The sequence below is a fragment of the Streptomyces hokutonensis genome (genome assembly GCF_000376565.1).
In the GTDB taxonomy this organism is placed as follows: Bacteria; Actinomycetota; Actinomycetes; order Streptomycetales; family Streptomycetaceae; genus Streptomyces; species Streptomyces hokutonensis.
In genome coordinates this window covers 49,230-71,072 of sequence record NZ_BARG01000038.1, presented here as the reverse complement: position 1 = coordinate 71,072, position 21,843 = coordinate 49,230, and the positions used below count along the sequence as shown (strand labels likewise).

Annotated in this window: 21 protein-coding genes and 1 pseudogene; 9 read left to right on the top strand and 13 right to left on the bottom strand. The window is 70.7% G+C overall.

Going from position 1 to position 21,843, the window contains the following annotated elements:
• Window positions 1-8: 8 nt before the first annotated feature.
• Genes SSP08S_RS22870 through SSP08S_RS22860 form a run of 3 tightly spaced genes read left to right on the top strand, consistent with a single transcriptional unit; the run spans window position 9 to window position 2,205 of the window.
• Window positions 9-536 (top strand): nuclear transport factor 2 family protein, encoded by a 528-nt coding sequence (locus SSP08S_RS22870; RefSeq protein ID WP_019069964.1) that lies wholly within the window; start codon window positions 9-11, stop codon window positions 534-536.
• A complete protein-coding gene (locus SSP08S_RS22865) occupies window positions 533-1,354 on the top strand; it encodes an NAD(P)-dependent oxidoreductase (protein WP_026178742.1) in 822 nt (273 codons plus the stop codon). Before SSP08S_RS22870 ends, SSP08S_RS22865 begins: the two co-directional genes overlap by 4 nt.
• Before the next feature lie 50 nt (window positions 1,355-1,404).
• Window positions 1,405-2,205, top strand: a complete 801-nt coding sequence (locus SSP08S_RS22860; RefSeq protein WP_019069962.1) for an SDR family NAD(P)-dependent oxidoreductase — start codon at window positions 1,405-1,407, stop codon at window positions 2,203-2,205.
• A 19-nt stretch (window positions 2,206-2,224) separates the two neighbouring features.
• Here SSP08S_RS22860 and SSP08S_RS22855 read toward each other — a convergent pair whose 3' ends face one another.
• The 6 genes from SSP08S_RS22855 to SSP08S_RS22830 are packed head-to-tail and all read right to left on the bottom strand — an operon-like array spanning window position 2,225 to window position 8,321.
• Window positions 2,225-3,046: an enoyl-CoA hydratase gene (locus tag SSP08S_RS22855; protein ID WP_019069961.1), complete on the bottom strand. Its 822-nt coding sequence runs from the start codon at window positions 3,044-3,046 to the stop codon at window positions 2,225-2,227.
• A gap of 21 nt (window positions 3,047-3,067) precedes the next feature.
• The gene (locus SSP08S_RS22850) at window positions 3,068-4,216 is read right to left on the bottom strand and encodes an acyl-CoA dehydrogenase family protein (protein ID WP_019069960.1); all 1,149 of its coding nucleotides are present in this window, start codon (window positions 4,214-4,216) and stop codon (window positions 3,068-3,070) included.
• Window positions 4,213-5,064, bottom strand: a complete 852-nt coding sequence (locus tag SSP08S_RS22845; protein ID WP_019069959.1) for an acyl-CoA dehydrogenase family protein — start codon at window positions 5,062-5,064, stop codon at window positions 4,213-4,215. Before SSP08S_RS22845 ends, SSP08S_RS22850 begins: the two co-directional genes overlap by 4 nt.
• On the bottom strand, window positions 5,054-6,025 hold the full coding sequence (locus SSP08S_RS22840; protein WP_019069958.1) for an NADPH:quinone oxidoreductase family protein: 972 nt from the start codon (window positions 6,023-6,025) through the stop codon (window positions 5,054-5,056). The genes SSP08S_RS22845 and SSP08S_RS22840 overlap by 11 nt, the downstream gene beginning before the upstream one ends.
• Window positions 6,022-7,044, bottom strand: a complete 1,023-nt coding sequence (locus SSP08S_RS22835; protein ID WP_019069957.1) for a phosphotransferase family protein — start codon at window positions 7,042-7,044, stop codon at window positions 6,022-6,024. The genes SSP08S_RS22840 and SSP08S_RS22835 overlap by 4 nt, the downstream gene beginning before the upstream one ends.
• A complete protein-coding gene (locus tag SSP08S_RS22830; RefSeq protein WP_019069956.1) occupies window positions 7,041-8,321 on the bottom strand; it encodes an acyl-CoA dehydrogenase family protein in 1,281 nt (426 codons plus the stop codon). Before SSP08S_RS22830 ends, SSP08S_RS22835 begins: the two co-directional genes overlap by 4 nt.
• A gap of 145 nt (window positions 8,322-8,466) precedes the next feature.
• Between SSP08S_RS22830 and SSP08S_RS22825 the strand changes: the two genes are divergently transcribed.
• Together SSP08S_RS22825 and SSP08S_RS22820 are read left to right on the top strand one after the other, a co-directional pair.
• Window positions 8,467-9,132 carry a TetR/AcrR family transcriptional regulator gene (locus SSP08S_RS22825; RefSeq protein WP_043259619.1) on the top strand — a complete coding sequence of 222 codons (666 nt, stop codon included), beginning with the start codon at window positions 8,467-8,469 and terminating at the stop codon, window positions 9,130-9,132.
• A gap of 84 nt (window positions 9,133-9,216) precedes the next feature.
• The gene (locus SSP08S_RS22820) at window positions 9,217-10,278 is read left to right on the top strand and encodes an NAD(P)H-dependent amine dehydrogenase family protein (RefSeq protein ID WP_019069954.1); all 1,062 of its coding nucleotides are present in this window, start codon (window positions 9,217-9,219) and stop codon (window positions 10,276-10,278) included.
• A gap of 34 nt (window positions 10,279-10,312) precedes the next feature.
• Here the strand turns inward: SSP08S_RS22820 and SSP08S_RS22815 are convergent, their stop codons facing one another.
• From SSP08S_RS22815 to SSP08S_RS22800, 4 genes are all read right to left on the bottom strand, one after another.
• Window positions 10,313-10,834, bottom strand: a complete 522-nt coding sequence (locus SSP08S_RS22815) for a MarR family winged helix-turn-helix transcriptional regulator (RefSeq protein ID WP_026178741.1) — start codon at window positions 10,832-10,834, stop codon at window positions 10,313-10,315.
• 109 nt (window positions 10,835-10,943) lie between these two features.
• A complete protein-coding gene (locus SSP08S_RS22810) occupies window positions 10,944-12,596 on the bottom strand; it encodes a carboxylesterase/lipase family protein (protein ID WP_019069952.1) in 1,653 nt (550 codons plus the stop codon).
• 72 nt (window positions 12,597-12,668) lie between these two features.
• Window positions 12,669-13,403: a polysaccharide deacetylase family protein gene (locus SSP08S_RS22805; RefSeq protein WP_019069951.1), complete on the bottom strand. Its 735-nt coding sequence runs from the start codon at window positions 13,401-13,403 to the stop codon at window positions 12,669-12,671.
• A gap of 97 nt (window positions 13,404-13,500) precedes the next feature.
• Window positions 13,501-14,988, bottom strand: a complete 1,488-nt coding sequence (locus SSP08S_RS22800) for a glycosyltransferase (RefSeq protein ID WP_019069950.1) — start codon at window positions 14,986-14,988, stop codon at window positions 13,501-13,503.
• 205 nt (window positions 14,989-15,193) lie between these two features.
• On the opposite strand from SSP08S_RS22800, the gene SSP08S_RS22795 reads away from it, so the two are divergent.
• The 4 genes and pseudogenes from SSP08S_RS22795 (at window position 15,194) to SSP08S_RS22780 (ending at window position 18,030) form a co-directional block, all read left to right on the top strand.
• The gene (locus SSP08S_RS22795; protein ID WP_019069949.1) at window positions 15,194-15,619 is read left to right on the top strand and encodes a BlaI/MecI/CopY family transcriptional regulator; all 426 of its coding nucleotides are present in this window, start codon (window positions 15,194-15,196) and stop codon (window positions 15,617-15,619) included.
• Window positions 15,576-16,625: a M56 family metallopeptidase gene (locus SSP08S_RS22790; RefSeq protein WP_019069948.1), complete on the top strand. Its 1,050-nt coding sequence runs from the start codon at window positions 15,576-15,578 to the stop codon at window positions 16,623-16,625. Before SSP08S_RS22795 ends, SSP08S_RS22790 begins: the two co-directional genes overlap by 44 nt.
• 19 nt (window positions 16,626-16,644) lie before the next feature.
• A pseudogene (locus tag SSP08S_RS63005) lies at window positions 16,645-16,925 on the top strand (hypothetical protein); the annotation flags it as partial.
• A gap of 169 nt (window positions 16,926-17,094) precedes the next feature.
• On the top strand, window positions 17,095-18,030 hold the full coding sequence (locus tag SSP08S_RS22780) for an alpha/beta hydrolase fold domain-containing protein (RefSeq protein WP_019069946.1): 936 nt from the start codon (window positions 17,095-17,097) through the stop codon (window positions 18,028-18,030).
• Window positions 18,031-18,098: 68 nt separating this feature from the next.
• Here the strand turns inward: SSP08S_RS22780 and SSP08S_RS22775 are convergent, their stop codons facing one another.
• From SSP08S_RS22775 to SSP08S_RS22765, 3 genes are read right to left on the bottom strand one after another with little or no spacing between them, the layout of a single operon-like run.
• Entirely contained in the window at window positions 18,099-19,178 is a 1,080-nt protein-coding gene (locus tag SSP08S_RS22775; protein WP_019069945.1) for an Ldh family oxidoreductase, read from the bottom strand.
• Window positions 19,179-19,199: 21 nt separating this feature from the next.
• Window positions 19,200-20,909, bottom strand: a complete 1,710-nt coding sequence (locus SSP08S_RS22770; RefSeq protein ID WP_019069944.1) for a thiamine pyrophosphate-dependent enzyme — start codon at window positions 20,907-20,909, stop codon at window positions 19,200-19,202.
• A gap of 13 nt (window positions 20,910-20,922) precedes the next feature.
• A complete protein-coding gene (locus tag SSP08S_RS22765; RefSeq protein ID WP_019069943.1) occupies window positions 20,923-21,783 on the bottom strand; it encodes an amidohydrolase family protein in 861 nt (286 codons plus the stop codon).
• Window positions 21,784-21,843 lie beyond the last annotated feature (60 nt).

Here is a 21,843-nt window from a genome sequence, read left to right as displayed (position 1 = left end):
ACCCACTCATGAGCGAGAGCGACGAACTTGCCCAACTGCGTTCCACAGTCGAGGCGTTGACGGCGAAGGTGCGCGCCTTGGAGGACCAGGTCGAGATCACTCAGCTCGTCGCCCAGTACGGGCCGGCGGTCGACAGCGGTTCGGGAGAGGCCGCCGCGGCGCTCTGGACCGAGGACGGTGTCTTCGACGCGATCCCCCATCTGCGGATGGAGGGCCGGGACGGCATCGTCGGCATGGTGCACGGCCCGGGCCACCAGAGCGTGATCCACAACGGCTGCGGCCATGTACTGACCGCGCCGCACGTCGTCGTGGACGGCGACCACGCGACCGGCCGCAGCCATGCGCTGCATCTGCGGTGGGACGCCAAGGCCGGACGGTTCTGGGTGTTCCAGGTCTCCGCCAACACCTGGCGCTGGGTGCGCACTTCGGAGGGGTGGCGGATCACCGAGCGGGTCAATGCCAACCTCGACGGCAGCGACGGGCCGCGTGCGATGTTGGCACCGTCCTCCAATTCCGTGGCGCTGGAGGAGAGTTGAGGATCGGGTTCATCGGGTGGGGGCGGATGGGGCGGCCGATCGTCGAACGGCTGTCGGCCGCCGGGCATGACGTCACGGTCCTTGTACGTCGTCCGGAGGCCCGGGAGGCTGCCCAGGAGAGCGGGCTCGCGTCGGCCGACACGGTCCGGGCGACGGTCCGCGACGCCGACGCGGTGCTGGTCACCGTACTGAAGGACGAGCAGGTGCGAGCGGTCTGCCTCGGCACGGACGGCGCCCTCGCGGCCATGAAGCCGGGAGCGACGCTCGTGCAGCACACGACCTCCGATCCGGCCACCGCACAGTTGCTCGCCGAGGCGGGCGCGGAGCGCGGTGTCGGGGTGCTGGACGCCGCGCTCTCTGGCGGTCCGCACGACATCGCGGCGGGCCGTCTCACCCTGTGGGTCGGTGGGGACGAGGCTCAACTGGACGCGATGCGCCCGCTGTTGGAGACCTACGCCTCGCCGGTCATGTTTGTGGGGCCGGCCGGGAACGGGCAGCGGGTCAAGCTCGTGAACAACGCCCTGTTCGTGGCGCAGGTCGGGCTCGCGGTCGACGCGGTGCGGGTCGCAGGTTCGCTGGGCATCGACGAGAAGGCGATTCTCGCCGCGCTCCAGCACGGCAGCGGCGCCAGTCGCGCGCTCGGTGTCGTCGTCAGCGGGGGTTCGGTCGACGCGGTAGCGGAACGGCTGGCGGACCTGATGAGCAAGGACGTCGACGTGGTGCGCGAGGTGGCGCGGAGCGCCGGCGCCGACCTGGGGATCATCGGGACCGTGCTGTCGTCGGACGCGGTCGAGAAGAAGGTTCTCGGTTCACCTTGAATGATCTGCCCGATCTCTCTGATCTGCCTGATCCGAATGAGGAGTGAGAAGTGACTGAATCGCTCGCCGCCAAGTACGGGCCGTGGGGTGTCGTCGCCGGCGGATCGGACGGAGTGGGTGCCGCGTTCGCCCACCGGATGGCCGCCGACGGAATGAACGTCGTGCTGGTGGCCCGGCGGCTGCCCGTGCTGGAGGAGTCCGCCGACGAGATCCGCGCCCGGTACGGCGTCGAGGTCCGCGCCGTCGCCCTCGACCTCAGCTCCCCCACTGCCTTGTCGGAGTTGGAGCGGGCGACCGCCGGTCTGGAAGTCGGTCTGTTCGTGTACAACGCGGGCAGCGACGACCGCAGCGTCCCGTTCCTCGACAAGGATCTCGACGTCCACCTGGGGCTGGTGCGGCGCAACTGCACGGCCGTACTCGAAGCGGCGTACCGTTTCGGCGCCCCGATGGTGGCGCGCAAGCGGGGCGCCGTGGTCCTGGTGACCTCGGGCGCGGCCTGGGCGGGTGGTGCCACGCTCGCTGCGTACGGCGCCACGAAGGCGTTCGACCTGATCCTCGCCGAGAGCCTGTGGGCGGAGTGGCAGGGCAGCGGGGTGGACGTCCTGGGGCTGGTGCTCGGCAGGACCGACACCCCGTCCCTGCGGCGGACGCAAGAAGTCCAAGGGGGCTCGTACGGCGGCGACTTGGCCGACCCGGACGACGTGGCCGCCGAGGCGCTCGCCCATCTCTCCGACGGTCCGACCTGGATCTGCGGCAGCCCCACCCCGACCGGCGGTTCACCGTTCGGGGCGCTGAGCCGCCGTGACGCGGTCCTCGCGATGAGCCGGGGCGCGACCGCGCATCGCGAGTGATGCGCGGTCGGGCCATCGCCTACTGCTCCTTGAGGCGTTCCTTCATGCCGTCGAGCTTCGTGAGAATGGGATACCCGGAGACGCTCAACGCGTTTCCGTGTCCCGTCTCGTGGATGTCGAACACGGACTGGATGGCCGCGTAGAAGCCCTGGACGTCGAGGCTCTGGTTGACGGCGCGCTTGGCCTGGCGGAGGCCGAAGGACGGCATGCGGGCGATCTGCCGGGCCAACTCCATTGCTTCGATGTCCAGTTGGTCGAGGGGGACGACCTTGTTCACCATGCCGACCTTCTCCGCCTCCTCGGCGGTGACGGCCCGTCCGGTGAAGAGGATCTCCTTCGCCTTGCGCGGGCCCAACTCCCAGGTGTGACCGTGGTATTCGACTCCCCCGATGCCCATGTGCACGACGGGGTCGGAGAATTCGGCGTTCTCGGCGGCCACGATCAGATCGCAGGGCCAGCACAGCATCAGTCCGCCGGCGATGCACTTGCCCTGGACCGCGGCGATCGACGGCTTGGGGACGTTGCGCCAGCGCAGCGTGTATTCCAGGTAGCGGCGGGACTCGGCGGCGTAGATCCACTCCAGGGTGATCTCGCTCGGGGCCGGCCAGCGGTCCTTGAGGTCGTGGCCGGAGGAGAAGTGTTTCCCGTTGCCCCGCAGGAGAATCACCTTCACCTCCTCGTCGGCGGCGGCCCGGCTCCAGGCGGCGTCCAGCGCGTCGAGGAGCACCGCGTTCTGGGCGTTGGCGACCTCGGGCCGGTTCAGGGTGATGACCGCGACCTTGCTGTCGACCTCGTAGAGGACCTCGTCCGTGTCCGCTGCGTCTGCCGCTGTGTCTGTCATGGGTCCCGTCTTCCGTCGGCTCTATCGGGGCAGGCCGAGGATGCGCTCGGCAATGATGTTGCGCTGGATCTCGGAGGTGCCGCCGGCGATCGTCCCGCCGAAGCTGCGCGCGTACCGCTCGAACCAACTGGCGGTGAACGCCTCGATGTTCATATGGGTGTACGGCCCGGTCTGCACCGGATGCAGCAGCGCCTCGGTCCCGTGGTGTTCGAGGGCGTGCAGTTCGGCGCTCTGCGCGGCCTCGGAGCCGAGCAGCTTGAGCACCGAGATCTCCACCGGGTTCCGGTCGGCCCCGAGCAGCCGATAGCCGAGCAACCGCAGTGCCTGGACGTCCATTTGGAGCGTCGCGTACCACTCCTCGTCACAGGGCGAGTCCTGGATCAGGCCGTCCATGCGCTCGGCGTAGTGCACCCAGAGCAGGGTCCGTTCGTGGCCGAGCGAGCCGTTGGCCACCCGCCAGCCCTCGTTGAGGGGGCCGACGAGGTTCTCCTTGGGGACGCGGACGTCGGTGAAGAACACCTCGTTGAAGTCGAGGTCGTCGGGTGCGGCGATCGATCCGAACGGCCGCCGGACCAGGCCTTCGGAGGCGGTGGGGATCAGTAGGACGCTGATGCCCTTGTGCTTGGGGGCGTCGGGGTCGGTGCGGACGAAGGTGAGCAGGACGTCGGCATCGTGCGCGCCGGAGGTCCACACCTTCTGCCCGTTGACGACGAAATGGTCGCCGTCGAGGACCGCACGGGTGCGCAGCCCCGCCAGGTCGGAGCCGGCTCCGGGCTCGCTCATGCCGAGCGAGGCGGTGATCTCGGCGCGCAGCAACGGTATGGCCCAGTCGCGTTTCTGCTGCTCCGTCCCGAAGGTGAGCAGCGAGGCCGCGATGATGTTCAGACCCTGCGGGTTGAAGCTGTGGTAGATCCGCCGTCTGGACAACTCCTCCAGGTGGGCGACGACTTGGGGCAGGGTGGCGTTGCGTCCGCCGTACTCGGGCGGCTGGGCGGGCAGCAGCCAGCCCTCGTCGAAGAGGGTGCGCTGCCAGCGCCGGGCCCAATCGGGAATGTCCGCGCTGGACTTGGAGCGGACGGTGGCCTCTTCGGGGGTGGGCAGGTGGGTGTCGAGGAAGGCGCTGAAATCGGCGCGGAACTTCTCGACCTCGGGGTCGGGGGCCAGCCTCATACCAGCAGCGCCTTCCTGTGCTCGGACGCCGTGCCGAGGAGCAGGTCCCCGGCCTTGGCCCGCTTGAGATGGATCTGCAGCTCGTTCTCCCACGTGTAGCCCATGGCGCCGAAGAGCTGGAACCCATTGCGGAAACACACCCGTTGGCAGTCCCCGGCGGCGGCCTTGGCCATCGCGACGGCCCGGCCGCGGCGCGGGTCGTCCTCGGCGATGGTGAGCGCGGAGAAGTAGGCCAGCACCTTCGCTCGTTCGATGGCGACGTACATGTCGGCGGCCTTGTGCTTGACGGCCTGGAACGAGCCGATGGGCACGCCGAATTGGTGTCGTTCCTTCACATGGGCGACGACCAGGTCGAGGATGCGCCGGCAACTGCCGACGGTGCTGACCGCGAGGCCCATCAGGGCCAGGTCCGGTACACCGGCGACCAGGTCCGGTGCGTCCACCCGGGCGACGTGCAGGGTCGGGTCGAACACGGACAGCCGCTCGGCCGCCAGGTCCTTTCCGTCCCGTACGACCACGCCCTCGGAGGTGAGCAGGGCGATCTCGTCCGCGCGGTCGGCGTCGAGGACGAACCGGCCCTCCCCGTCGAAGACACCGGTGCCCGAGCCGCGCGGCAGCCGTCCGGCCAGCGGTGCGAACCAGGTGGCGGTGGCGAGGAAGGGCGTCGGGTCGGCGGCGTAGCCCAACTCCTCCAGCACGATGGCGAGTTCCACCGGAGGGGCTTCGAGCCAGCCCAACTCCAAGTAGGTGTCCCAGAGTTGGTCCTCGGGCAGCGAGCGCGTCCTGGTGACCGTTTCGCGGACCACTCGCTGGAGCAGCCGCTGCTCGTCGTCGAACTCAAACTCCATGCGCGACCTCCAGAAGGACCTTGCCGATGGCGCGGCGCCCCAGGCTGAGGGCCGCGGCGACTTCGGCGAGCGGATAGACGGCGTGGACGCGGGGCCGGATCCGTCCGGCGGCGAACAGTCCGTGGAGTTCGGTGCGGGCGGCGACCAGGTCGTCCCGCCGGTGCCGCGCCCAGCCGCCGAGGTCGAAGCCGTGGACGCTGACGCCCTTGAGCATCGGGAGGTTGAGCGGGATGCGCGGGATCTCCCCGCTCGCGAACCCCACGCTCACGAACCGTCCGCCCCAGCGCATCGCCCGCAACGCCTCCTCCGCGTACGGCCCGCCGACCGGGTCGATCACGACATCGGCGCCGCCCGCGTCCCGCAGGCTCCGCTTCAGATCGTCGTAGGGCAAGGCGACGTGCGCGCCCTGCTCGGCGCACACCGCCCGCTTCTCCGCCGTCGAGGCGACGGCGACGACCTCCGCGCCGAGCAGTGCGGCGAGTTCGACGGTGGCGAGGCCCACCCCGCCGGCCGCGCCGAGGACGGCCACCCGCTCGCCGTGCTGTACGTCGGCGACCAGGCGGAGCGCGTCGAAGGCGGTGGCGTGGCTGACCCCGAAGGCCGCGGCTCGCTCGGTGGGGATGCCCTCCGGGATGCGGCTCAGGCCGGCGGGGCGGGCGGTGACGCGTTCGGCGAAGGCGCCGACGAACATCGAGCCGAAGACCCGCTCGCCCTTCTCGAATCCGTACGCCGAGGCGGCGACCACGCCGGCGAACTCGCTGCCCGGGGTGAAGGGCGGCTCCGCCTTCACCTGGTAGGCGCCGTCGATCACGAGGACGTCGGCGAAGTTGACGGCGGCGTAGTGCACGTCGACGGGGATGCCGCCGTCCGGCCACGCCAACTCCCCTTCAGCGAAGGGTGGTTCGGGAATGTCCTCAACGACGACCGGGCCGCCGACGGCGTTGCAGCGGGCCGCTCTCATAGCCGGGTCGTGGCGGCGAGCTCGGCCGCCTGGGCGGCCATCTGGAGGACGACGTCGCCGTAGTGGGCCATCTTGGGGTTGCCGCCCTCGCCCCTCACATGCCGGGCGTAGCCGCCCTCCAGCACTACGGCCATCTTGAACCGGGCGAGGATGACGTAGTAGTCGATCTCGCCGACGTCCCGCCCGCTGACCTTGGCGTAGTGCTCCAGCACGTCGGTGCGGTCGGGCATGCCGGTGTAGTCGACGTAGCCCTTCTGGGTGCGGTCCTCGTCGGCGTCCGGCCAGCCCATGATCACCCAGCCGAGGTCGAGCAACGGGTCGCCCACGGTGGCCATTTCGAAGTCGACCAGGGCCGCGAGTTCGGCGGGCGCGCCGTGCCGGAACATGACGTTGGCGAACTGGTAGTCGCCGTGGATGATGCCCGGTGTCCAGTGGGCGGGACGGTGTTCCCGCAGCCAGGCGGCGGCCTTCTCCAAGCCGGGGATCTCGCGGAACTTGAACTTGGCGAGGTGGGCCAGCCAGCGGTCGACCTGTCTGTCGTGGAAGCCGTCCGGGCGGCCGAAGCCCTCGAGTCCCTGGGCGCGCCAGTCGACATTGCCCAACTTGGCGATGCCCTCGACGAGTTGGTACGCGAGGCCGGGGCGAAGCGACAGGTCGCTGAGGAACGGCTCGGGCCAGCCGCCGGAGTTCATCGGGGACCAGCCGTCGACGTGCGCCATGAGGTAGAAGCAGGAGCCGAGCACGCTCGTGTCGTCGCACACCGCGATCGCCTCGGGGTGCGGGACGTCCGTGCCGTTGAGCGCCTTGAGAACGCGGTATTCGCGGAGCATGGTCTCGTTGCGCCCCGGCGGAACCTTCTCCGGCGGCTTGCGCAGCACCATGCTCTGCTCGCCGCGCCGGATGCCGTAGATGTCGTTGGAGGTGCCCCCGGAGATGTACGACGTCTCGACGGGTTCGCCGGGGGCGATGCCCTGGTCGTCCAGCCAGTGGGCGAGGGATTCCGTGTTGGCGAGCGTCACAGCAGGTCCTCCAACTGCTTCCGGGCCCATTCGCGGCGGGTGGGCAGGTGCTGGGTGGGCCACAGGCCGGGGGCGGCTTCGTAGCCGCGCAGGACGTCACGGGCGACAGTGATCTTGTGGACCTCGGTGGGGCCGTCGACGACGGCCATGACGGCGGCGCCGTTCCACATGTCCGAGAACGGCATCTCGTTCGACACACCGAGGGCACCGTGCAGATGCATCGAGCGGTAGACGATGTCGTGCAGCACCTTGGGTGTGAGGAACTTGATGGCGGCGATGTCCTTCCGGACCCGCTTGTAGTCCTGGTAGCGGTCGATCTGCCAGGCGGTGTGGAGCACGAACAGCCGGAACTGGGCGAGTTGGGCGTAGGAGTCGGCGATGTCGGCCCGTACGAGTTGCTTGTCGGCCAGCAGACTGCCCTGGGTCTCGCGGGACAGGGCCCGCTCGGCCATCATGTCCAGCGCCTTCTGGCTCTGGCCGACGACCCGCATCGCGTGGTGGACACGGCCACCGCCGAGCCGGGTCTGGGCGATCGCGAAGGCCTGGCCCTCGCCGCCGAGCAACGCGTCCGCGGGGACGCGGACGCCGTCGTAGGCGATGAGTGCATGCATGCCCTCGTCGGTGGCCTCGCCCATGATGCCGAGGTGGCGCTCGATGCGGACGCCGGGGGTGTCGCTGGGCACGAGGAACATCGACATGCCCTTGTAGGGGCTGACGTCGGGGTTCGTCACGGCCATGACGATGACGAACTTCGAGGTGCGGGCGTTGGAGGAGAAGAACTTGCGGCCGGTGATGACCCAGTCGTCGCCGTCGCGCTCCGCGCGGGTGGTGAACATCGTGGGGTCGGCGCCGGCCTGGGGTTCGGTCATGGAGAAGCAGGAGAAGCACTCGCCCTCCAGCAGCGGCTGGAGGTAGCGCTCCTTCTGTTCGTCGGTGCCGTAGCGGGCGATGATCTCGGCGTTCCCGGTGTCGGGGGCGGCGGTGCCGAAGATGACGGGGGCCCAACTCGACTGGCCCAGGATCTCGTTGATCAGCGCCAGCTTGACCTGGCCGAAGCCGCGCCCGCCGAGCTCCGGGCCCAAGTGCGGTGCCCACAGGCCCTCGTCGCGGACCTGTTGCTTCAACGTCCTGACGACAGGGCCGAGTTCGTCGTCGAGCGGGTGGTAGGCCCGGTCCGGATACAGCAGGTCCAGGGGCTCCACGCGCTCGGCGCGGAACCGCCTGATCCACTCCAGCTTCTCCTCGAACTCCGGCTCGGTGGAAAAGTCCCATGCCATGTCAGACGAACCTCCTGCCAACCCGGACGAATGTCGGTGAGAATATCATTCTCATCTCACGCAAGTAAGAGTCTCGGAACTTGCAGTGCGGTCTTCGGTAGGGGAAGCCGGAGTGTTACCGCTGAAGTGGAGTATCGTTCTTCATGTGACAGCTGTCCCCGAAGAACAACCAGCCTGGCGCCAGCGCGCCGTTGAGCGTTCCACCCGTGCCGCCAAGCTCCGCGCCGAACAACGTGTGCAGCGCTTCCTGGACGCGGCGCAGGAACTGATCGCGGAGAAGCGGACGACGGACTTCACCGTCCAGGAGGTCGTGGACCGCTCCAAACAGTCACTGCGCAGCTTCTACCAGCACTTCGACGGCAAACACGAGCTGCTGCTCGCTCTGTTCGAGGACGCGTTGTCCAAGTCGGCCGCCGAGATCCGTGAGACCGCCGGCTCCGAGTCGGATCCGCTCCAGGCGCTGCGGCTCGCGGTGGAGATGCTCTTCGAGCAGTCGCTCTCCAACCCCGGTGTGGAGCGCCCGCTGTTCAGCGACTTCGCGCTGCAACTCCTCGTGAAGCACCCCTCGCAGGTGGCGACCGCTCATCTCCCCCTGCTCACGGTGTTCACCGAGTTGGTGGAACAGGCCGAGGACGCCGGCGCCATCCCCGCCGGGAAGCCTCGCCGTCAGGCCTCGATCCTGATGCAGACGGTCATGTTCGTCGCACAGGGCAACGGCGTTCCGGCCGGCAGCCATGCCGCGGCGGTCAGCGCCGAGGAGGTCTGGCAGTTCTGCCTCGGCGGCCTCTCGGGCGTTCCGGTGCGCAACTGACGATCCTCCATGCATAGTTGACGCGTAATTGACGCTCTCCGAAGCGGAGAGTACGGTTCTCGCCCACCGATCGGGAGGTGGGCGATGACCGAGCCGCTACGGCATGGAGTACAGCGCTACCGGGTCGTGCAGTGGGCCACGGGGAACATCGGTGCCCGCACGATGCGTGCCGTACTGGAGCATCCGAAGCTGACCCTGGCCGGCGTGTATGTCCACACGCCGGCCAAGTCGGGCCTGGACGCGGCTGAGTTGAGCGGCGGAGAGTTCGGCACGACCGGGATTCTCGCCACGCACGACATCGACGAGATCCTGGCGCTCGACGCCGACTGCGTCCTCTACACCCCGCGCGCCTGCGACTTCGACGAGGTGTGCACGCTGCTCTCGTCAGGTGTGAACGTCGTGTCGACGCGCGGCGAGTTCCATCACGCGCCCAGCCTCGACCCGGTCGTGCGGAAGCGGATCGAGGACGCGTGCGCGGAGGGCGGGACCTCCGTCCACAGCACGGGCAGCAGCCCGGGGTTCATCACGGAGGCCCTGCCGATCGTCCTCACCTCGATCCAGCGGCGGCTCGACGCGCTGACGATCGACGAGTTCGCGGATCTCTCCCAACGGGACTCCCCCGGGCTGCTGTTCGAGGTGATGGGCTTCGGGCAGCCCCCTGCCGCATTCGGCGAACAGCGGCTGACCGGGCTGCGCGACAGCTTCGGCCCGTCGCTGCGCCTGCTGGCCGAGGCGCTGGGGACACCGCTCGATTCGGTGGAGGCGACCGGTGAGGTCGCGCTCGCCCGGCGCTCGACCACGATCGCGGCGGGCACCCTGGCGGAAGGGACGGTGGCCGCGCAGCGGATCACGGTCTCCGGTCTGCGCGAAGGCCGCCCCCTGCTGCGGTTCCGCGCCAACTGGTACTGCACCACCGACCTCGATCCCGCCTGGGACCTGCGTGCCACGGGCTGGCACGTCTCGGTCGAGGGAGACGCGCCGCTCGACATCGACCTGCGCTTCCCCGTGCCCCTCGACCGGATGGCCGCGATGTCCCCCTCCTACACCGCGAACCGCGCGGTCAACGCCGTCCCCTTCGTCTGCGCGGCGACCCCCGGAATCCGCACCACGGCCGACCTGCCGCAGATCGTCGCCGACCTCGGCTGAGGCGGGTGCGATCCCCGCCCAGTGCTGACCATGCTCAGGCGGTGGTCGCCGGTGCGGCTGCCTCCGGCTCGCTCTCCTCGTCGATCGCGTAGTTCAGGAAGTCGTCGACCATGCGGTGGAACAGCGTTGCCAGTTGCTGGAGTTCGTCCGTCGACCACTCGGAGAGGGCCATCTGCATTCCGCGCGCACCGGCGTCCCGGACGCTGGCGACGGCCTTCTCGCCGGCCTCGGTCAGCTCGATCCGCTGGGCGCGGCGGTCGTCGGGGTCGGGCACGCGGGTGACGTAGCCGGACTTCTGCAGCTGCTGGACCGTGCGGGTCACATGCGAGGCCTCGACGCCGAGGCGGTTCGCCAGTTCCCCGGGGCGCAGCGGCTCGGAGTCCGCGACCTGCCGCAGCAGCGCCACCGCCGCACGGTCCAGCGGCACACCGGCGAGGGCCATGAGCCGGTCGTGCTGACGGGCGCGCGTACTCAGGTAGGTGATCCGAGTGAGAGCTCGCTCGATCTCGGTCACCTCCGGAGAGGCGGGGGCGGTAGGGACCGGTGGTGTGGACATGAGACCCACTTTACCATATTGTTGCGTAACTCAAGTAAGTTACGGCGTGCGTTTACCCCGTATACGGCGGAGAGAGTACGTCACCCGTAGACCGCCATCGGCACCGACGTCACCAGCGCTTCTGGCTCGCGAAGAATCGCCCGAAGAAGTCCGCCTTGGGCGCGTCCGCCAGTGCGAGCGCGCCGAACCGGTCGCCGAGTTCCATCGTGATCGGGAGACGGTGGTTCGCCGCGGGCCAGTGGGTGAGGCCATGGCCGTTCGGGTCTCCGTGGGTCACGAAGTTCACCACGTAGTCGGACAGGGTGTCGGCGACCGCACGGTCCGCGTCGGTCCAGGGCAGGTTGGTGGCGTAGAGGTTGTCGAAGACATAGTTGATCTCCGAACCGTGGTACGCGCCACGGGAGTTGGGACCGGTCGCCGTCGGCGGGACATGCTCCCAGTAGTACGTGAACACCGGACTCTTGGCCGTCTTCGCCCACTCGGCCGCCCACAGGTTCGCGGAGACGCGCGAGCCCTCGCGGGCGGAGGCGTTGCGGGCCTGGCCCGCCTCCGTGTCGGTGGTGGCGGGGTAGAGCGCCAGGAACTCGTCGGCGAGAGTGCCGTATTCCTTCTCGACGGTGGCCAGATAGTCGGCGAGCTTCACGGTCGGGCTCGGGGAGGCGCCGTTCTCGTCCTTGTTGCCGCCGGCCAGTACCGGTACGTCGTTCAAGTGGCCGCCCGCCAGGGCCTGTTCGTACGTCCACGGCTTGACCCAGCCGTCGAGGACCGGGCGGAACTCCGGCGGGTTGCCGTTCACCGGCCCGCTGACCGTGGTGTCGTTGGCGTTCTGACCCGCCATCAACTTGTCGCTCGCCAGAGCGCGGAGAGCGTCGAGCGAGGTGGCGCCGAGTGCGGCGGCGTACGCGGTGCCCTGGCTCTCGGCCGTCTCCAGAGTGCGGTACGACGCTGCCAGCGCGGCGATCTCGGGGTCGCCGGTGGCGCGGGCGCCGCCGCTCTCGGAGATCGCGCCCTGGAACAGGCCCTTGGCGAGCGGGGAGTAGATGAGGTGCATCACGGAGGCGCCGCCCGCCGACTGGCCTGCGATCGTCACCCGGTTCGGGTCGCCGCCGAACGCGGTGATGTTGCGCCGTACCCAGCGCAGGGCCGAAATCTGGTCCAGGAGACCGTAGTTGCCGGAGGCGTGGTGGCCGGACTCGGCGCCGAGTTCGGGGGTGGCGAGGAAACCGAACGCGCCGGTGCGGTAGTTGAGGGTCACCACGACCAGACCCTTGGCGGCGAGTCCGGCGCCGTCGAAGCCGGGGTCGGAGGCGTAGCCGCCGGTGAACCGGCCGCCGTAGATCCAGACCAGGACCGGGCGCTTCTCGCGTGAACTCGCGGCTCCGGTCCAGACGTTGAGGTTGAGGCAGTCCTCGCTCATCGTGACGGAGGCCGAACCCGTCACCTGCTGCGGGCAGATGTCCCCGAAGGTGTCCGCGACGCGTACGCCCGTCCAGGAGTCGGCCCGCTGCGGCGGGCGCCAGCGGTTGGCGCCGGCCGTGGTCGCGGCGTAGGGCAGGCCCTTGAACACGGTGACGCCGGAGACCAGGGACGCCACGCCGGACACCCGGCCGGCGTCGATCCGGAGCGGGCCCGTCAGCGGGGTCGCGGAGCTGTCGCGGTCCGCCGCGTCGGCGCCGGTCGCGGTGCCGACGAGGGCGGCCGTCGCGGCGGCGGTCAGCGTCCCGTTGAGGAAGGTCCGGCGGTTCATGGCGTTCGAAAGCATGGGGGGCTCCCTGGTCCAGGTACTTGCGAACGTAAATTCCGCCGACCGGGAGCGCCAACAATATTGTCAACTTCAGAGCAGATCCACAGCATGCTCCCGCAGCGGCCCCACGGACAGCCCGCGGATCGCGCAGGTGTCGAGGATGCGGGGCACCGCGCCGAGGGTGGCGCGCCAGGAGCCGGGGGCCGAGGTGCAGTCGGAGTCGTGCAGCAGGATCGTGCCGCCACCGCGCAGGTCCGCGGTGACCGTGCGGTGGACCGACTCCGGTGTGGCGCGTGCCCGCCAGTCCTCGCCCCAGGCCGTCCACAGCACCGGCGTGAGGTCGAGGCGGCGGGCCGCGAGGTGGGCGGCGGTGGACATCACGCCGTAGGGCGGGCGGAAGAGCCGTGGTGTGCGGCCGGTGAGCTCGCCGACCGTGTCGCGGGCGCGGGCCAGGTCGTCGAGGGTGGCACGCGGGCCGCGCAGCAGGAGGGGGCGGTGGAGCCAGCCGTGGACGGCGATCTCGTGTCCGGCGGCGGCGATCTCGCGGACCAGGCCGGGGGCGCGTACCGCCTGATTGCCGAGGAGGAAGAAGGTGGCGCGGACCCGGCGCTCGTCGAGCAGGCGCAGGAACAGGGGGGTGGAGAGCGGGTCCGGTCCGTCGTCGAAGGTGAGTGCAACGTGGTCGGGTCGGCCGCGGCCGGAGAGGCGGGGCATGACGCGGTTGCGGAGCGGGCCGTAGGTGGACAGGACGGGGGCGGCGTACGCGGCGGCTGCGAGCAGGGGCAGCGCGGGGAGCGCGGTGCGGAGGAGGCGGGCGGCGGTCATGCGGGGCGTCCCGTCGCGGGGCCCGCGGCGGACGCGGTGGCGGGGTCGGGGTCGGGCGGCGCGAGACGAGCGGCCGTAGAAAGAGGGCGTACGACTGTCACGAGCGGTCTCCCTTCGCATGGGCCTCGTGAGCCGTGTGGAGTTCGTGGTGTCCGTCGCCCGGGTCGTCGAAGTCGAGGCTCTTGCCTATGGCGTGCATCAGGCCCGGGCCGCCGTCGGTCGTGGCGACCGCCGTGCCGACCGCGCCCGCCCAGACCGCGCAGGCCAGGGCGGTGGTGGTCGCGAGCCGCAGGGCGGTCGGACGGACCGGCCTGGTCCGGCGGGCGGTGATCGGGGTGGCGGGGCCGGCGCCGGCGCGGCAGACCCGTACGGTCTCGGCGGCGGGGCCCCGGTCGGCGCCCGTCGCCTGCTCGTGGTGTGCGGCGTCCTTCCCGGCAACCCGGTCCGGTTCCCCGCCCGCGAACAGTGCGAGCCCGGCCTCCCGTTGCAGCAGCCCGCGCGGACCGTCGATCAACTCGGCCAGTACGTGCTTGAGTTGGGCCGGGTCCTGGATCCACGCGGCGACGCCCGCCTGGTCGAGGGCGGACGCGTTGGTCAGGCCGTGGCCGGGTATGCAGCCGTAGCTGGCGACGGGCAGGCCGGCGGCGAAGGCCTCAAGGGAGGTCAGTCCGCCGGCGTTCTGGACCAGGACGTCGGCGGCGTGCATCAGGCCGGGCATGTCGTCGACCCAGCCGTGGACGTGCTCGATGCCGTCCGCGCGGAGCTGTGCGGCCAGTTCCTCGTTGCGGCCGCAGACCACGACCGGTACGGCCGCACCGCAGTCGCGCAGTTCGCGGGCGACCTGCCGTACCGGGCCCACGCCCCAGGAACCGGCGACCAGCAGGGCCAGCGGCGCGTTCGCGGGCAGGCCGAAACGGGTGCGGGCCGCGGTGCGTTCCGTCGCGTCCACGGGGTGGAAGCGCGGGTCGGCGACCGGGCCGCACACCCGTACGTCGTGTGCGCCGGCGGCGCTGGCCTGGGCGGCGGGCACGGCGTGCAGTGCGAGGTGGACGTCGACGCCTTCGGCCACCCACAGCGGGTGCACGGAGAAGTCGGTGAGGTAGGTGAGGACGGGCACGGTGAGCCGACCCGCGAGCCGGAGGCTGCCCAGGACCCGGCTCGCGCCCGGGTAGGTCGAGACGACGGCGCCCGTGTCGGCGGGCAGGGCGCGCAGCAGCCTTCCCTCGGCGGAGCGCAGCAAGGCGCGTGCGACGGGGCCGCCGCCTCCGGCGCGTTCGGTGCTGCTGTAGATCCGCTGGTAGAGCCAGGGTGTCCGGACGAGCATGCGGTGGTAGCCGTCCCGGACGAGCCGGCCGAGCCGGGCGGGCAGCACGTCCAGCAGGTCGAGCCGGTCGACCGCGAGTCCGGCCGCGACCAGGCGCCGTTCCAGCTCGGCGGCGGCGCCGTCGTGACCGGCTCCGACGCTCGCCGAGACGATCACGATCCGCTCGGCCGCCGACGGACGGCTGGGCGGGGTCGTCTGGCGGGGGCGCAGGGTGGCGACCGCGAGGGCGCGCAGATGCACCGTACTTCCGAGGTGGGGCATGGGCTTTTTCCTCCGCAGGTGGAGTGGAGCGGCGAAACTCTACAACATGTAGTAGGTAAGGTCGTACAACATGTAGTAGATCGCGAACGCAAAGGCCTGCCCGACCCCGACCGGTCGCTTCGAGCCCTTGACGCACTTCCTACAGGCCGTAGTAGGTCGGCGGGTAGGCTGGGACGCCGAGCGGTGAAAGGCGGTGGGGTGAACAGTGCATGATCGGCAGAGCGACGAACCCGGCGCGACGTCCGGCAGGCGGGCGCGCGGTGAACTGGAGAGCGGTGTCCTCGCCGCGCTCTACGGAGCCACCGAACCGCTGACCGCCCGCCAGGTCAGGGACGGACTGCCCGGGGACCTGGCCTACACCACCGTGCTGACGATCCTTTCGCGCCTGTACGACAAGGGGATGCTCGTCCGGCATCGCGCGGGCCGCGGGTACGCGTACGCGCCCGCCCGCGACGAGGCGACGCACACGGCGGAGCGGATGCGTTCCCTGCTGGAGCACGGCGCCGACCGCGAGGCGGTGCTCACCCGCTTCGTCTCCGAACTGTCCGAGGAGGACGAGCAGTTGCTCCAGCGACTGCTCTCCGGGCATGACGGCCCGCAGCACATCGGCCGCGCCGACGAAGGACCGTGAGCCGGTGCTGATCAGTGTCTACGTCCCCCTTCTGATCACCATCGTGATCGCGCTGTTCGCGCCGCGCGCCGCCCCTCTGCTGGCCCCGCGCACGGCCGCCTGGTCGCTGGCCTCCGCCGCACTCGTGGCGTCGCTCGGCTGGCTCGGCTCCCTGGGACTGCTCGCGTTCGCGGGCCTTGTGCAGATCCCCGAGGTCGCCCAGGAAGGGCAGTGGTCGGTCGCCGCCGTACGCGCCTCCGATCCCGTCTACCTCACGGTCGCCGGAGTTGCCGCGCTCGCCCTCCTCTCGTCGGTCGCGGGTCTCGCCGTCGCCGCCACACGTCAGGTGCGGCATCTGCGCTGGGCCCGCCGTGAGTGCCAACAGCTGCCCGGCGAAACGGAGTTGGCCGTCCTCGACATGGCGACACCGGAGGCCTTCGCGCTGCCGGGGAAGCCGGGGCGGATCGTGGTGTCGCGCGGCATGCTGCGCTGCCTGGGCGACCGCGAGCGCGAGGCACTGCTCGCGCACGAGCGGGCCCACCTGCGCGGCCGGCACCATCTCTTCCAGACCCTCTGGCGCCTGTCCGCCGCCGTGAATCCGCTGCTACGTCCGCTGTCCGCGGCCGGTGGCTTCGTGCTGGAGCGCTGGGCCGACGAGGAGGCCGCGGTGCGGGTCGGCGATCGTGCGGTCGTCGCCCGTGCCGTGGGCCGGGCGGCGCTGGCCACCTCGGCGAACCGCTCCCGCCCGGCGCTCGCCGCGACCGGCGGGGCGGTGCCGCAGCGGGTACGGGCGCTGCTGGCGCCTCCTCCCCCGCGCCGGGCTCTGCCGTTCGTCGCGGGCGCGGCGCTGCTCGTGGTGTGCTGCGGGAGCCTGGCCGATGCGGCGACCGACAGCGAGCAGATGATCGAGACCGCACAGCACGCGGCATGCGTGACGGCACAAGCCGCGACCGCTCCGGCGGTCCCGCTACACCACGGCCCCTGCTGCGAGCACGAGCACCTTGACGGGCCGGTGCGACACCACTGACCGGCGGGCACCCCCACCCACCGGCCGGCCCAACCCGGCCGACCTCCAGGCCCAGTTCGCGCCCCACCTCTTCGGCTCCGGCTCCGGCTCCGGCTCCGGCTCCGGCTCCGGCTCCGACACCAGCGGTACGGCCTGGCTGCCCGAGCACGCGGCCACCCTGATCGAGACCCGGCGCGGCGCCGTCCGCCAGTGAAACCGACGCCCACCGCCGGCCGCAGCGGCGGCGGCCGCGCCGCCGTACCGCCGCCGCCCTCCCACGACCCCGTCGTGCCCGTCCCGGTCGGCGCCCCCGACACCGGTTTCACACACCCACCCCACCCCCGGCCGCCCCTCAACAGCGCCGATCACAGCATCCGTCCGGAATGCACCCGTGTTATCGTCGCCCTAACCATCGCCAGGAATCCTGTCGATCGATCCCGGGCGATCGGACCGCACTCCCCCGTCGCGCGCACTCCATGAATGGAGCGGTATGTCTGTTCTGGCCCGGCCGACGGTGGCCGCCTTCGCCGCCAAGTCCCTGCAGTGTCTCTCCCTGATGGCCGACCGCCGCCCGAGCGGGCGCGGTTCCGCCGCCGCCTCGCATCAGCGGTTCCCGCAATTCCCGCGCAACACACGGGAGTTGACGATCCCGGCCTCGGTCGCCCCGGCGCGCGCCACGGTGTATCTGCCGGCCGGCGAGGGCCCTCCTCCGCCGGTGCACGTGAACTTCCACGGCGGTGGCTACGTCGTGCCGCTCACCGAACTCGACGACCCGCTGTGCCGTTTCCTCGCGGCGGAGGCAGGTGTCGTGGTGGTCAACGTCGACTACGTCGTCGCGCCGCAGCACCCGTTCCCCGCGCCGCCCCGGCAGGCCTTCGAGGTGGTCCGGTGGATCGCGGAGCACGGCGCCGAACAGGGCTGGGACGGCGACCGGCTCACCGTCGGCGGGCAGAGCGCCGGGGGCGGACTCGCGGCGGCGGTGGCCCGGCAGTCGCTGGAGGAGGGCGGTCCCTCGATCGCGCTCCAGGTGCTGCACTATCCCCCGCTGGACCTCGCGACCAGCGCCAAGGACAAGCGGGCCGCCGTCGCCAAGCCGGTGCTGCGCCCCTGGATGGCCGAGGTCTTCGACACGTCGTACGTCCCGGATCCCAAGGTGCGCGCCGACCGGCTGGTGTCGCCCGCCCACCCCTCGGACACCGCGGACCTCAAGGGCATCGCCCCGGCACTGGTCGTCACGGCGGAGTACGACCTGCTCAGGGCCGAAGGCGTGCGCTACGCCGACCGGTTGCGCACGGCGGGCGCCCTGGTGGAGCACGTCGACGTCGCCGGAGCCGACCACGGCTACGACGGCACGGACGACGAACGGGCGCTGGAGACCTACGCGCTGATCGCCCGTCAGGTACGGCAGGCAGTGGGAACCAGCTGAGCCACCCTCAAAAGCAACGCACTTCGCCGACCGTCCCTCTCCAGGACGGTCGGCGAAGTACCGCCGGGTCACGCCGAAGGCACCGGCTCCGGCGGCGTGAGGCCGAACTTCCCTGCGGCCTCGGTCAGTTCACGCCACACCTTGGGCGCGACGGGAATGCCCTTCGCACCGCGTCCCTCGGCGACCGCCGCACTGCGCTCACCGGGGTAGAAGACGCCCTCGGCGCCGTCCGCGGGCGGCAGTTGCTTGAGGGTGGCCAGCGTCGCGTCGACCGCCTCGGTGAAGGCGGCCGGGTCTCCGAAGGCCGCCGGGTCCAGGGCGATGAGCAGCGCGTTCTGGCGGTGCTTGCGCCCTTGCGGGTCGTCCGAGTGGAAGGCGGCGAAGATCGGCGCGCCGACCAGCACGCTGGTCAGCAGCTCGAAGGCGAGGGACATCCCGGAGCCCTTGGCGCCGCCCAACGGCAGTGGCATGACGGCCAGTTCGGGGTCGGTGGTCGGGGTCCCGTCGGCCGTGGCCGCCGCGCCCTCGGGCAGCGGGGTGCCGCTCGCCTTCGCCTGGCGGATCTTGCCCAGGGCGATGGTGGCGGTCGCCATGTCGAGCAGCAGCGGGGCATGCGCCTTTGCCGGTACGGCGATGGCAAGCGGGCTGGTCGCCACGGCCGCGCCCTTGACACCGGTGTAGCCCATGTTGGGCATGCCCGAGACGTAGCCGATGCCGACGAGACCCTGCTCGGCGATCTTCGACACGTAGTAGCCGATGGCGCCGGTGTGCACGGTCCGGCGGACTCCGACGGCGGCAACTCCACTGATCCGGGCCCGAGTTACGGCCTCGTCGGCGGCCGCACTGAGGGCGACCGGACCGGGGGCGCGGTCGGCGTCCAGTACGGCTGCGGCCGGGGCGGTGGACTCGACCTTGATGTCGGCGTCGGCGTTGGCCACGCCCTTGGCCAGCAGCTCCAGGTAGGCGGGGACGCGGGCGATGCCGTGCGAGTCGACGCCACGGAGCGCGGCCCACACGAACACGTCGGCGGTGGTGCGCGCCTGCTCGGCGCTCAGGCCGCCCTTCTCAAGGAGCGCGGCGGAGAAGGTGCGCAGGTCGTCTGCGGCGACAAGTACCTTGCCCGGCTTGGGCGTTGCGGTGTCGGACATGGTGGCGGGTGCCTTCCTGGTTCAGCGGGTGACGAGTACGTCGACGACGGCGGTGGTGCCCTCCGCCACGGCCTTGAGCGCACGCTCCAGCGCGGGCGCGAGCGCCTCGGGCGCGTCGACCGTCTCGGTGTGCATCCCGAAGGGCTCGGCGAACGCGGCGAGCCGGGGCAGCCGGTGCAGGTCGGTGCCGAGCCACTCGCCGGTGTCGGCGGCGGCGCCCTCGGGGTAGAACCTGCGGTGGTTCAGGTTCATCGACTTGTAGACGCGGTTGTTGAACACCACGATCAGCAGCGGGAGTTCGTAGGCGTTCGAGGCGTCGTACGACTGGATGACCGGGTTGTAGGTGAAGGCGCCGTCGCCGATGGTGAGGACCACCGGGCGTTCCTTCGCGGCGAGTTTGACGCCGAGCGCGACCGCGATGCCCTGGCCGAGGCCGCCCTGGACGTAGAAGTACGAGTCGGGGTCGGCGGTCTGGACATGGCGCTTGACGACGCGGCTGTGGGTGATGGTCTCGTCGACGACGATCCCGTCCCGGCCCTCCAGCAGCTTGCGCAGCGTGGCGGCGACGAGCACCGGGTCGATGCCCTCGGCGCCCTCGGCCTTCGTCTCGGCCTGGGTGATCGCCGCCTGCTCGGCCGCGAAGCGGGCCTCCTGCGCGGCCCTGCGTTCCGCCACTGCCGTCTCGTCCAGGTCCTTCGCCCGCTTGGCCAGCTGGCGCAGGGTGTTGGCGACGTTGCCTTCCAAGTACTTGTCGGCGAAGAGGACTTGGTAGACGACGTGCGGGCGCTGCGGTACTTCGTCGATGACGACGACGGTCGCCTTGGAGGGGCGGCGCGACGGCGGGTAGAAGGGGGCGCGGCAGTTGACCAGGAGGATCAGGTCCGCCGTGTCCATCCACGGGCCGATGTCGCTGCCGGCGTGCAGCGGGTGGGTGCGCGGGAAGTTGCCGCAGACCGCCGAGTCGGGCTCGACGACGGGGATGTTCCACGCCTCGGCGAAGGCGACGAGCGCCTCGAAGCCGCCCGCCTCGCGCCCCGCCGTCTCCGTGACGATGACCGGATTCGAGGCCTCACGGATCAACTGGGCGACCGGGTCGACCTCTTCGGGCGAGCTGTGCGTGGAACCCGGCACCACGATCGGCTTGGCCTCACGCCCGTCCCACTCCTCCAGGAGGATCTCCAGCGGGACGTTGAGGTACGCCGGTCCCGCCGGAGCGCGCCAGGCCAGTTCCGCCGCCCGCGTCACCATCGTAGGAAGGGTGTGGACGCTCGCGGCCTCGTTGGACCACTTGGTGAAGGGCTGGGCGATCTGGTGCGGGCCGCCGACGATGGACAGGTTGCGGTACCACTGGCCGCCCGGGTCCTGGCCGGGGCCGTCGCCGTACGTGGTGGACTCCGAGGAGCTGACCACCATCGGGACGCCCGCGAGCAGCGCCCCGTGCACGGCCATCGAGCCCTGGAGCAGACCGGGGGCCGCGTGCAGGAGTACGCCCTGCGGCCGGCGCCTGATGAGTCCGTAGCCGGTGGCCATGCCGACGGCGACGGTCTCGTGGGTCAGGTCCAGGTACTGCGGGCAGGGCAGTCCGTCGCGGTGACGGCGGGCCAGGGACTCCCAGACGGGAGCCCACTCGGAACCCGACGAACAGAAGATGTAGTCGGCGCCGACGGCGTTGAAGGCGGTAACGAGAGCATCGCCGCCGTCGGCGCCCGGGGAGTTGGTGGTGTCGGTCATCTCTCGCGCTTCCTCAGCCCTCGATCGGCCAGTTCAGGACCTCGGAGATACCGCGGCCCATGATCCATTCAAGCTCCTCGGGCGTGAAGTCCCAGTGCTTGGTGAACTGCTCGATCGTGTCGGTGTAGGTGATGCCGTGCCCGAGCAGCCGGGTGATGTCGGTGCCGTAGAAGCAGCGCTGCGGGCCCATCTTGTCGACCATCTCGCGCACGTACTTCTGGATGTTGTTGTTCGGGAAGGGCTGCGTGGAGTAGCCGGGGAGCGCCGAGACCTTCACATAGATGTTCGGGTGGGCGGCCAGGTCGGCGGTCTCCGAGACCCAGTAGCCGATCGCGTCGTCGACACAGCGGGCCATGATGCCCATGTGGTCGATGATGATCTTCAGCTCGGGGTGCTTGGCGGCGATCTCGCCCAACTCCCGCTTCCAGATGGGCGCGTGGACCATCGTCGGGATGCGCAGCTCCTCGGCGATCGGCCAGTACCAGTCGTTGGTGCCGTCGATCATCCAGTTGCGGTCCTGCGGCCGGTGGAAGGTGAGGCGGGTGCCCTTCACATGCGGGTTCTGCGCGAAGTCCTTCAGCATCGCCTTGCCCTCTTCGGGCTTGTTCTGCGGGATGCGCGCCATGATCCCGAAGCGGTCGGGGTGCGCCTCGCAGGCCTCCAGGGCGTAGTCGATACGGTCGCCCTCCCAGGACGGCGGCAGGATCAGGGCCCGGTTGACGCCGGCCTCGTCCATCAGCTCCAGGGCCTCCTCGTAGGAGAAGGGGTCCTCACGGTGTCCGTTGAGACGGATGCGCTCCCGCGCTCCCGGGACCCAGGGGCGGTCCGGGCTCTCTTCCTTCCAGATGTGGATCTGCGTGTCGACAACGAACATGTCCGGAACTCTTTCTCTCGAAGGTCTTTACGGAAGGAACGCTAGGCGGGCGAGGGGGCC

What these genes read in the sequence shown, in the direction of transcription:
- SSP08S_RS22870 (WP_019069964.1), top strand. Translation starts at nt 9, where the DNA reads ATGAGCGAGAGCGACGAACTTGCCCAACTGCGTTCCACAGTCGAGGCG.
- SSP08S_RS22855 (WP_019069961.1), bottom strand. Translation starts at nt 3,046, where the DNA reads ATGACAGACACAGCGGCAGACGCAGCGGACACGGACGAGGTCCTCTAC.
- SSP08S_RS22850 (WP_019069960.1), bottom strand. Translation starts at nt 4,216, where the DNA reads ATGAGGCTGGCCCCCGACCCCGAGGTCGAGAAGTTCCGCGCCGATTTC.
- SSP08S_RS22845 (WP_019069959.1), bottom strand. Translation starts at nt 5,064, where the DNA reads ATGGAGTTTGAGTTCGACGACGAGCAGCGGCTGCTCCAGCGAGTGGTC.
- SSP08S_RS22840 (WP_019069958.1), bottom strand. Translation starts at nt 6,025, where the DNA reads ATGAGAGCGGCCCGCTGCAACGCCGTCGGCGGCCCGGTCGTCGTTGAG.
- SSP08S_RS22830 (WP_019069956.1), bottom strand. Translation starts at nt 8,321, where the DNA reads ATGGCATGGGACTTTTCCACCGAGCCGGAGTTCGAGGAGAAGCTGGAG.
- SSP08S_RS22820 (WP_019069954.1), top strand. Translation starts at nt 9,217, where the DNA reads ATGACCGAGCCGCTACGGCATGGAGTACAGCGCTACCGGGTCGTGCAG.
- SSP08S_RS22815 (WP_026178741.1), bottom strand. Translation starts at nt 10,834, where the DNA reads ATGTCCACACCACCGGTCCCTACCGCCCCCGCCTCTCCGGAGGTGACC.
- SSP08S_RS22810 (WP_019069952.1), bottom strand. Translation starts at nt 12,596, where the DNA reads ATGCTTTCGAACGCCATGAACCGCCGGACCTTCCTCAACGGGACGCTG.
- SSP08S_RS22805 (WP_019069951.1), bottom strand. Translation starts at nt 13,403, where the DNA reads ATGACCGCCGCCCGCCTCCTCCGCACCGCGCTCCCCGCGCTGCCCCTG.
- SSP08S_RS22800 (WP_019069950.1), bottom strand. Translation starts at nt 14,988, where the DNA reads ATGCCCCACCTCGGAAGTACGGTGCATCTGCGCGCCCTCGCGGTCGCC.
- SSP08S_RS22790 (WP_019069948.1), top strand. Translation starts at nt 15,576, where the DNA reads ATGACGGCCCGCAGCACATCGGCCGCGCCGACGAAGGACCGTGAGCCG.
- SSP08S_RS22780 (WP_019069946.1), top strand. Translation starts at nt 17,095, where the DNA reads ATGTCTGTTCTGGCCCGGCCGACGGTGGCCGCCTTCGCCGCCAAGTCC.
- SSP08S_RS22775 (WP_019069945.1), bottom strand. Translation starts at nt 19,178, where the DNA reads ATGTCCGACACCGCAACGCCCAAGCCGGGCAAGGTACTTGTCGCCGCA.
- SSP08S_RS22770 (WP_019069944.1), bottom strand. Translation starts at nt 20,909, where the DNA reads ATGACCGACACCACCAACTCCCCGGGCGCCGACGGCGGCGATGCTCTC.
- SSP08S_RS22765 (WP_019069943.1), bottom strand. Translation starts at nt 21,783, where the DNA reads ATGTTCGTTGTCGACACGCAGATCCACATCTGGAAGGAAGAGAGCCCG.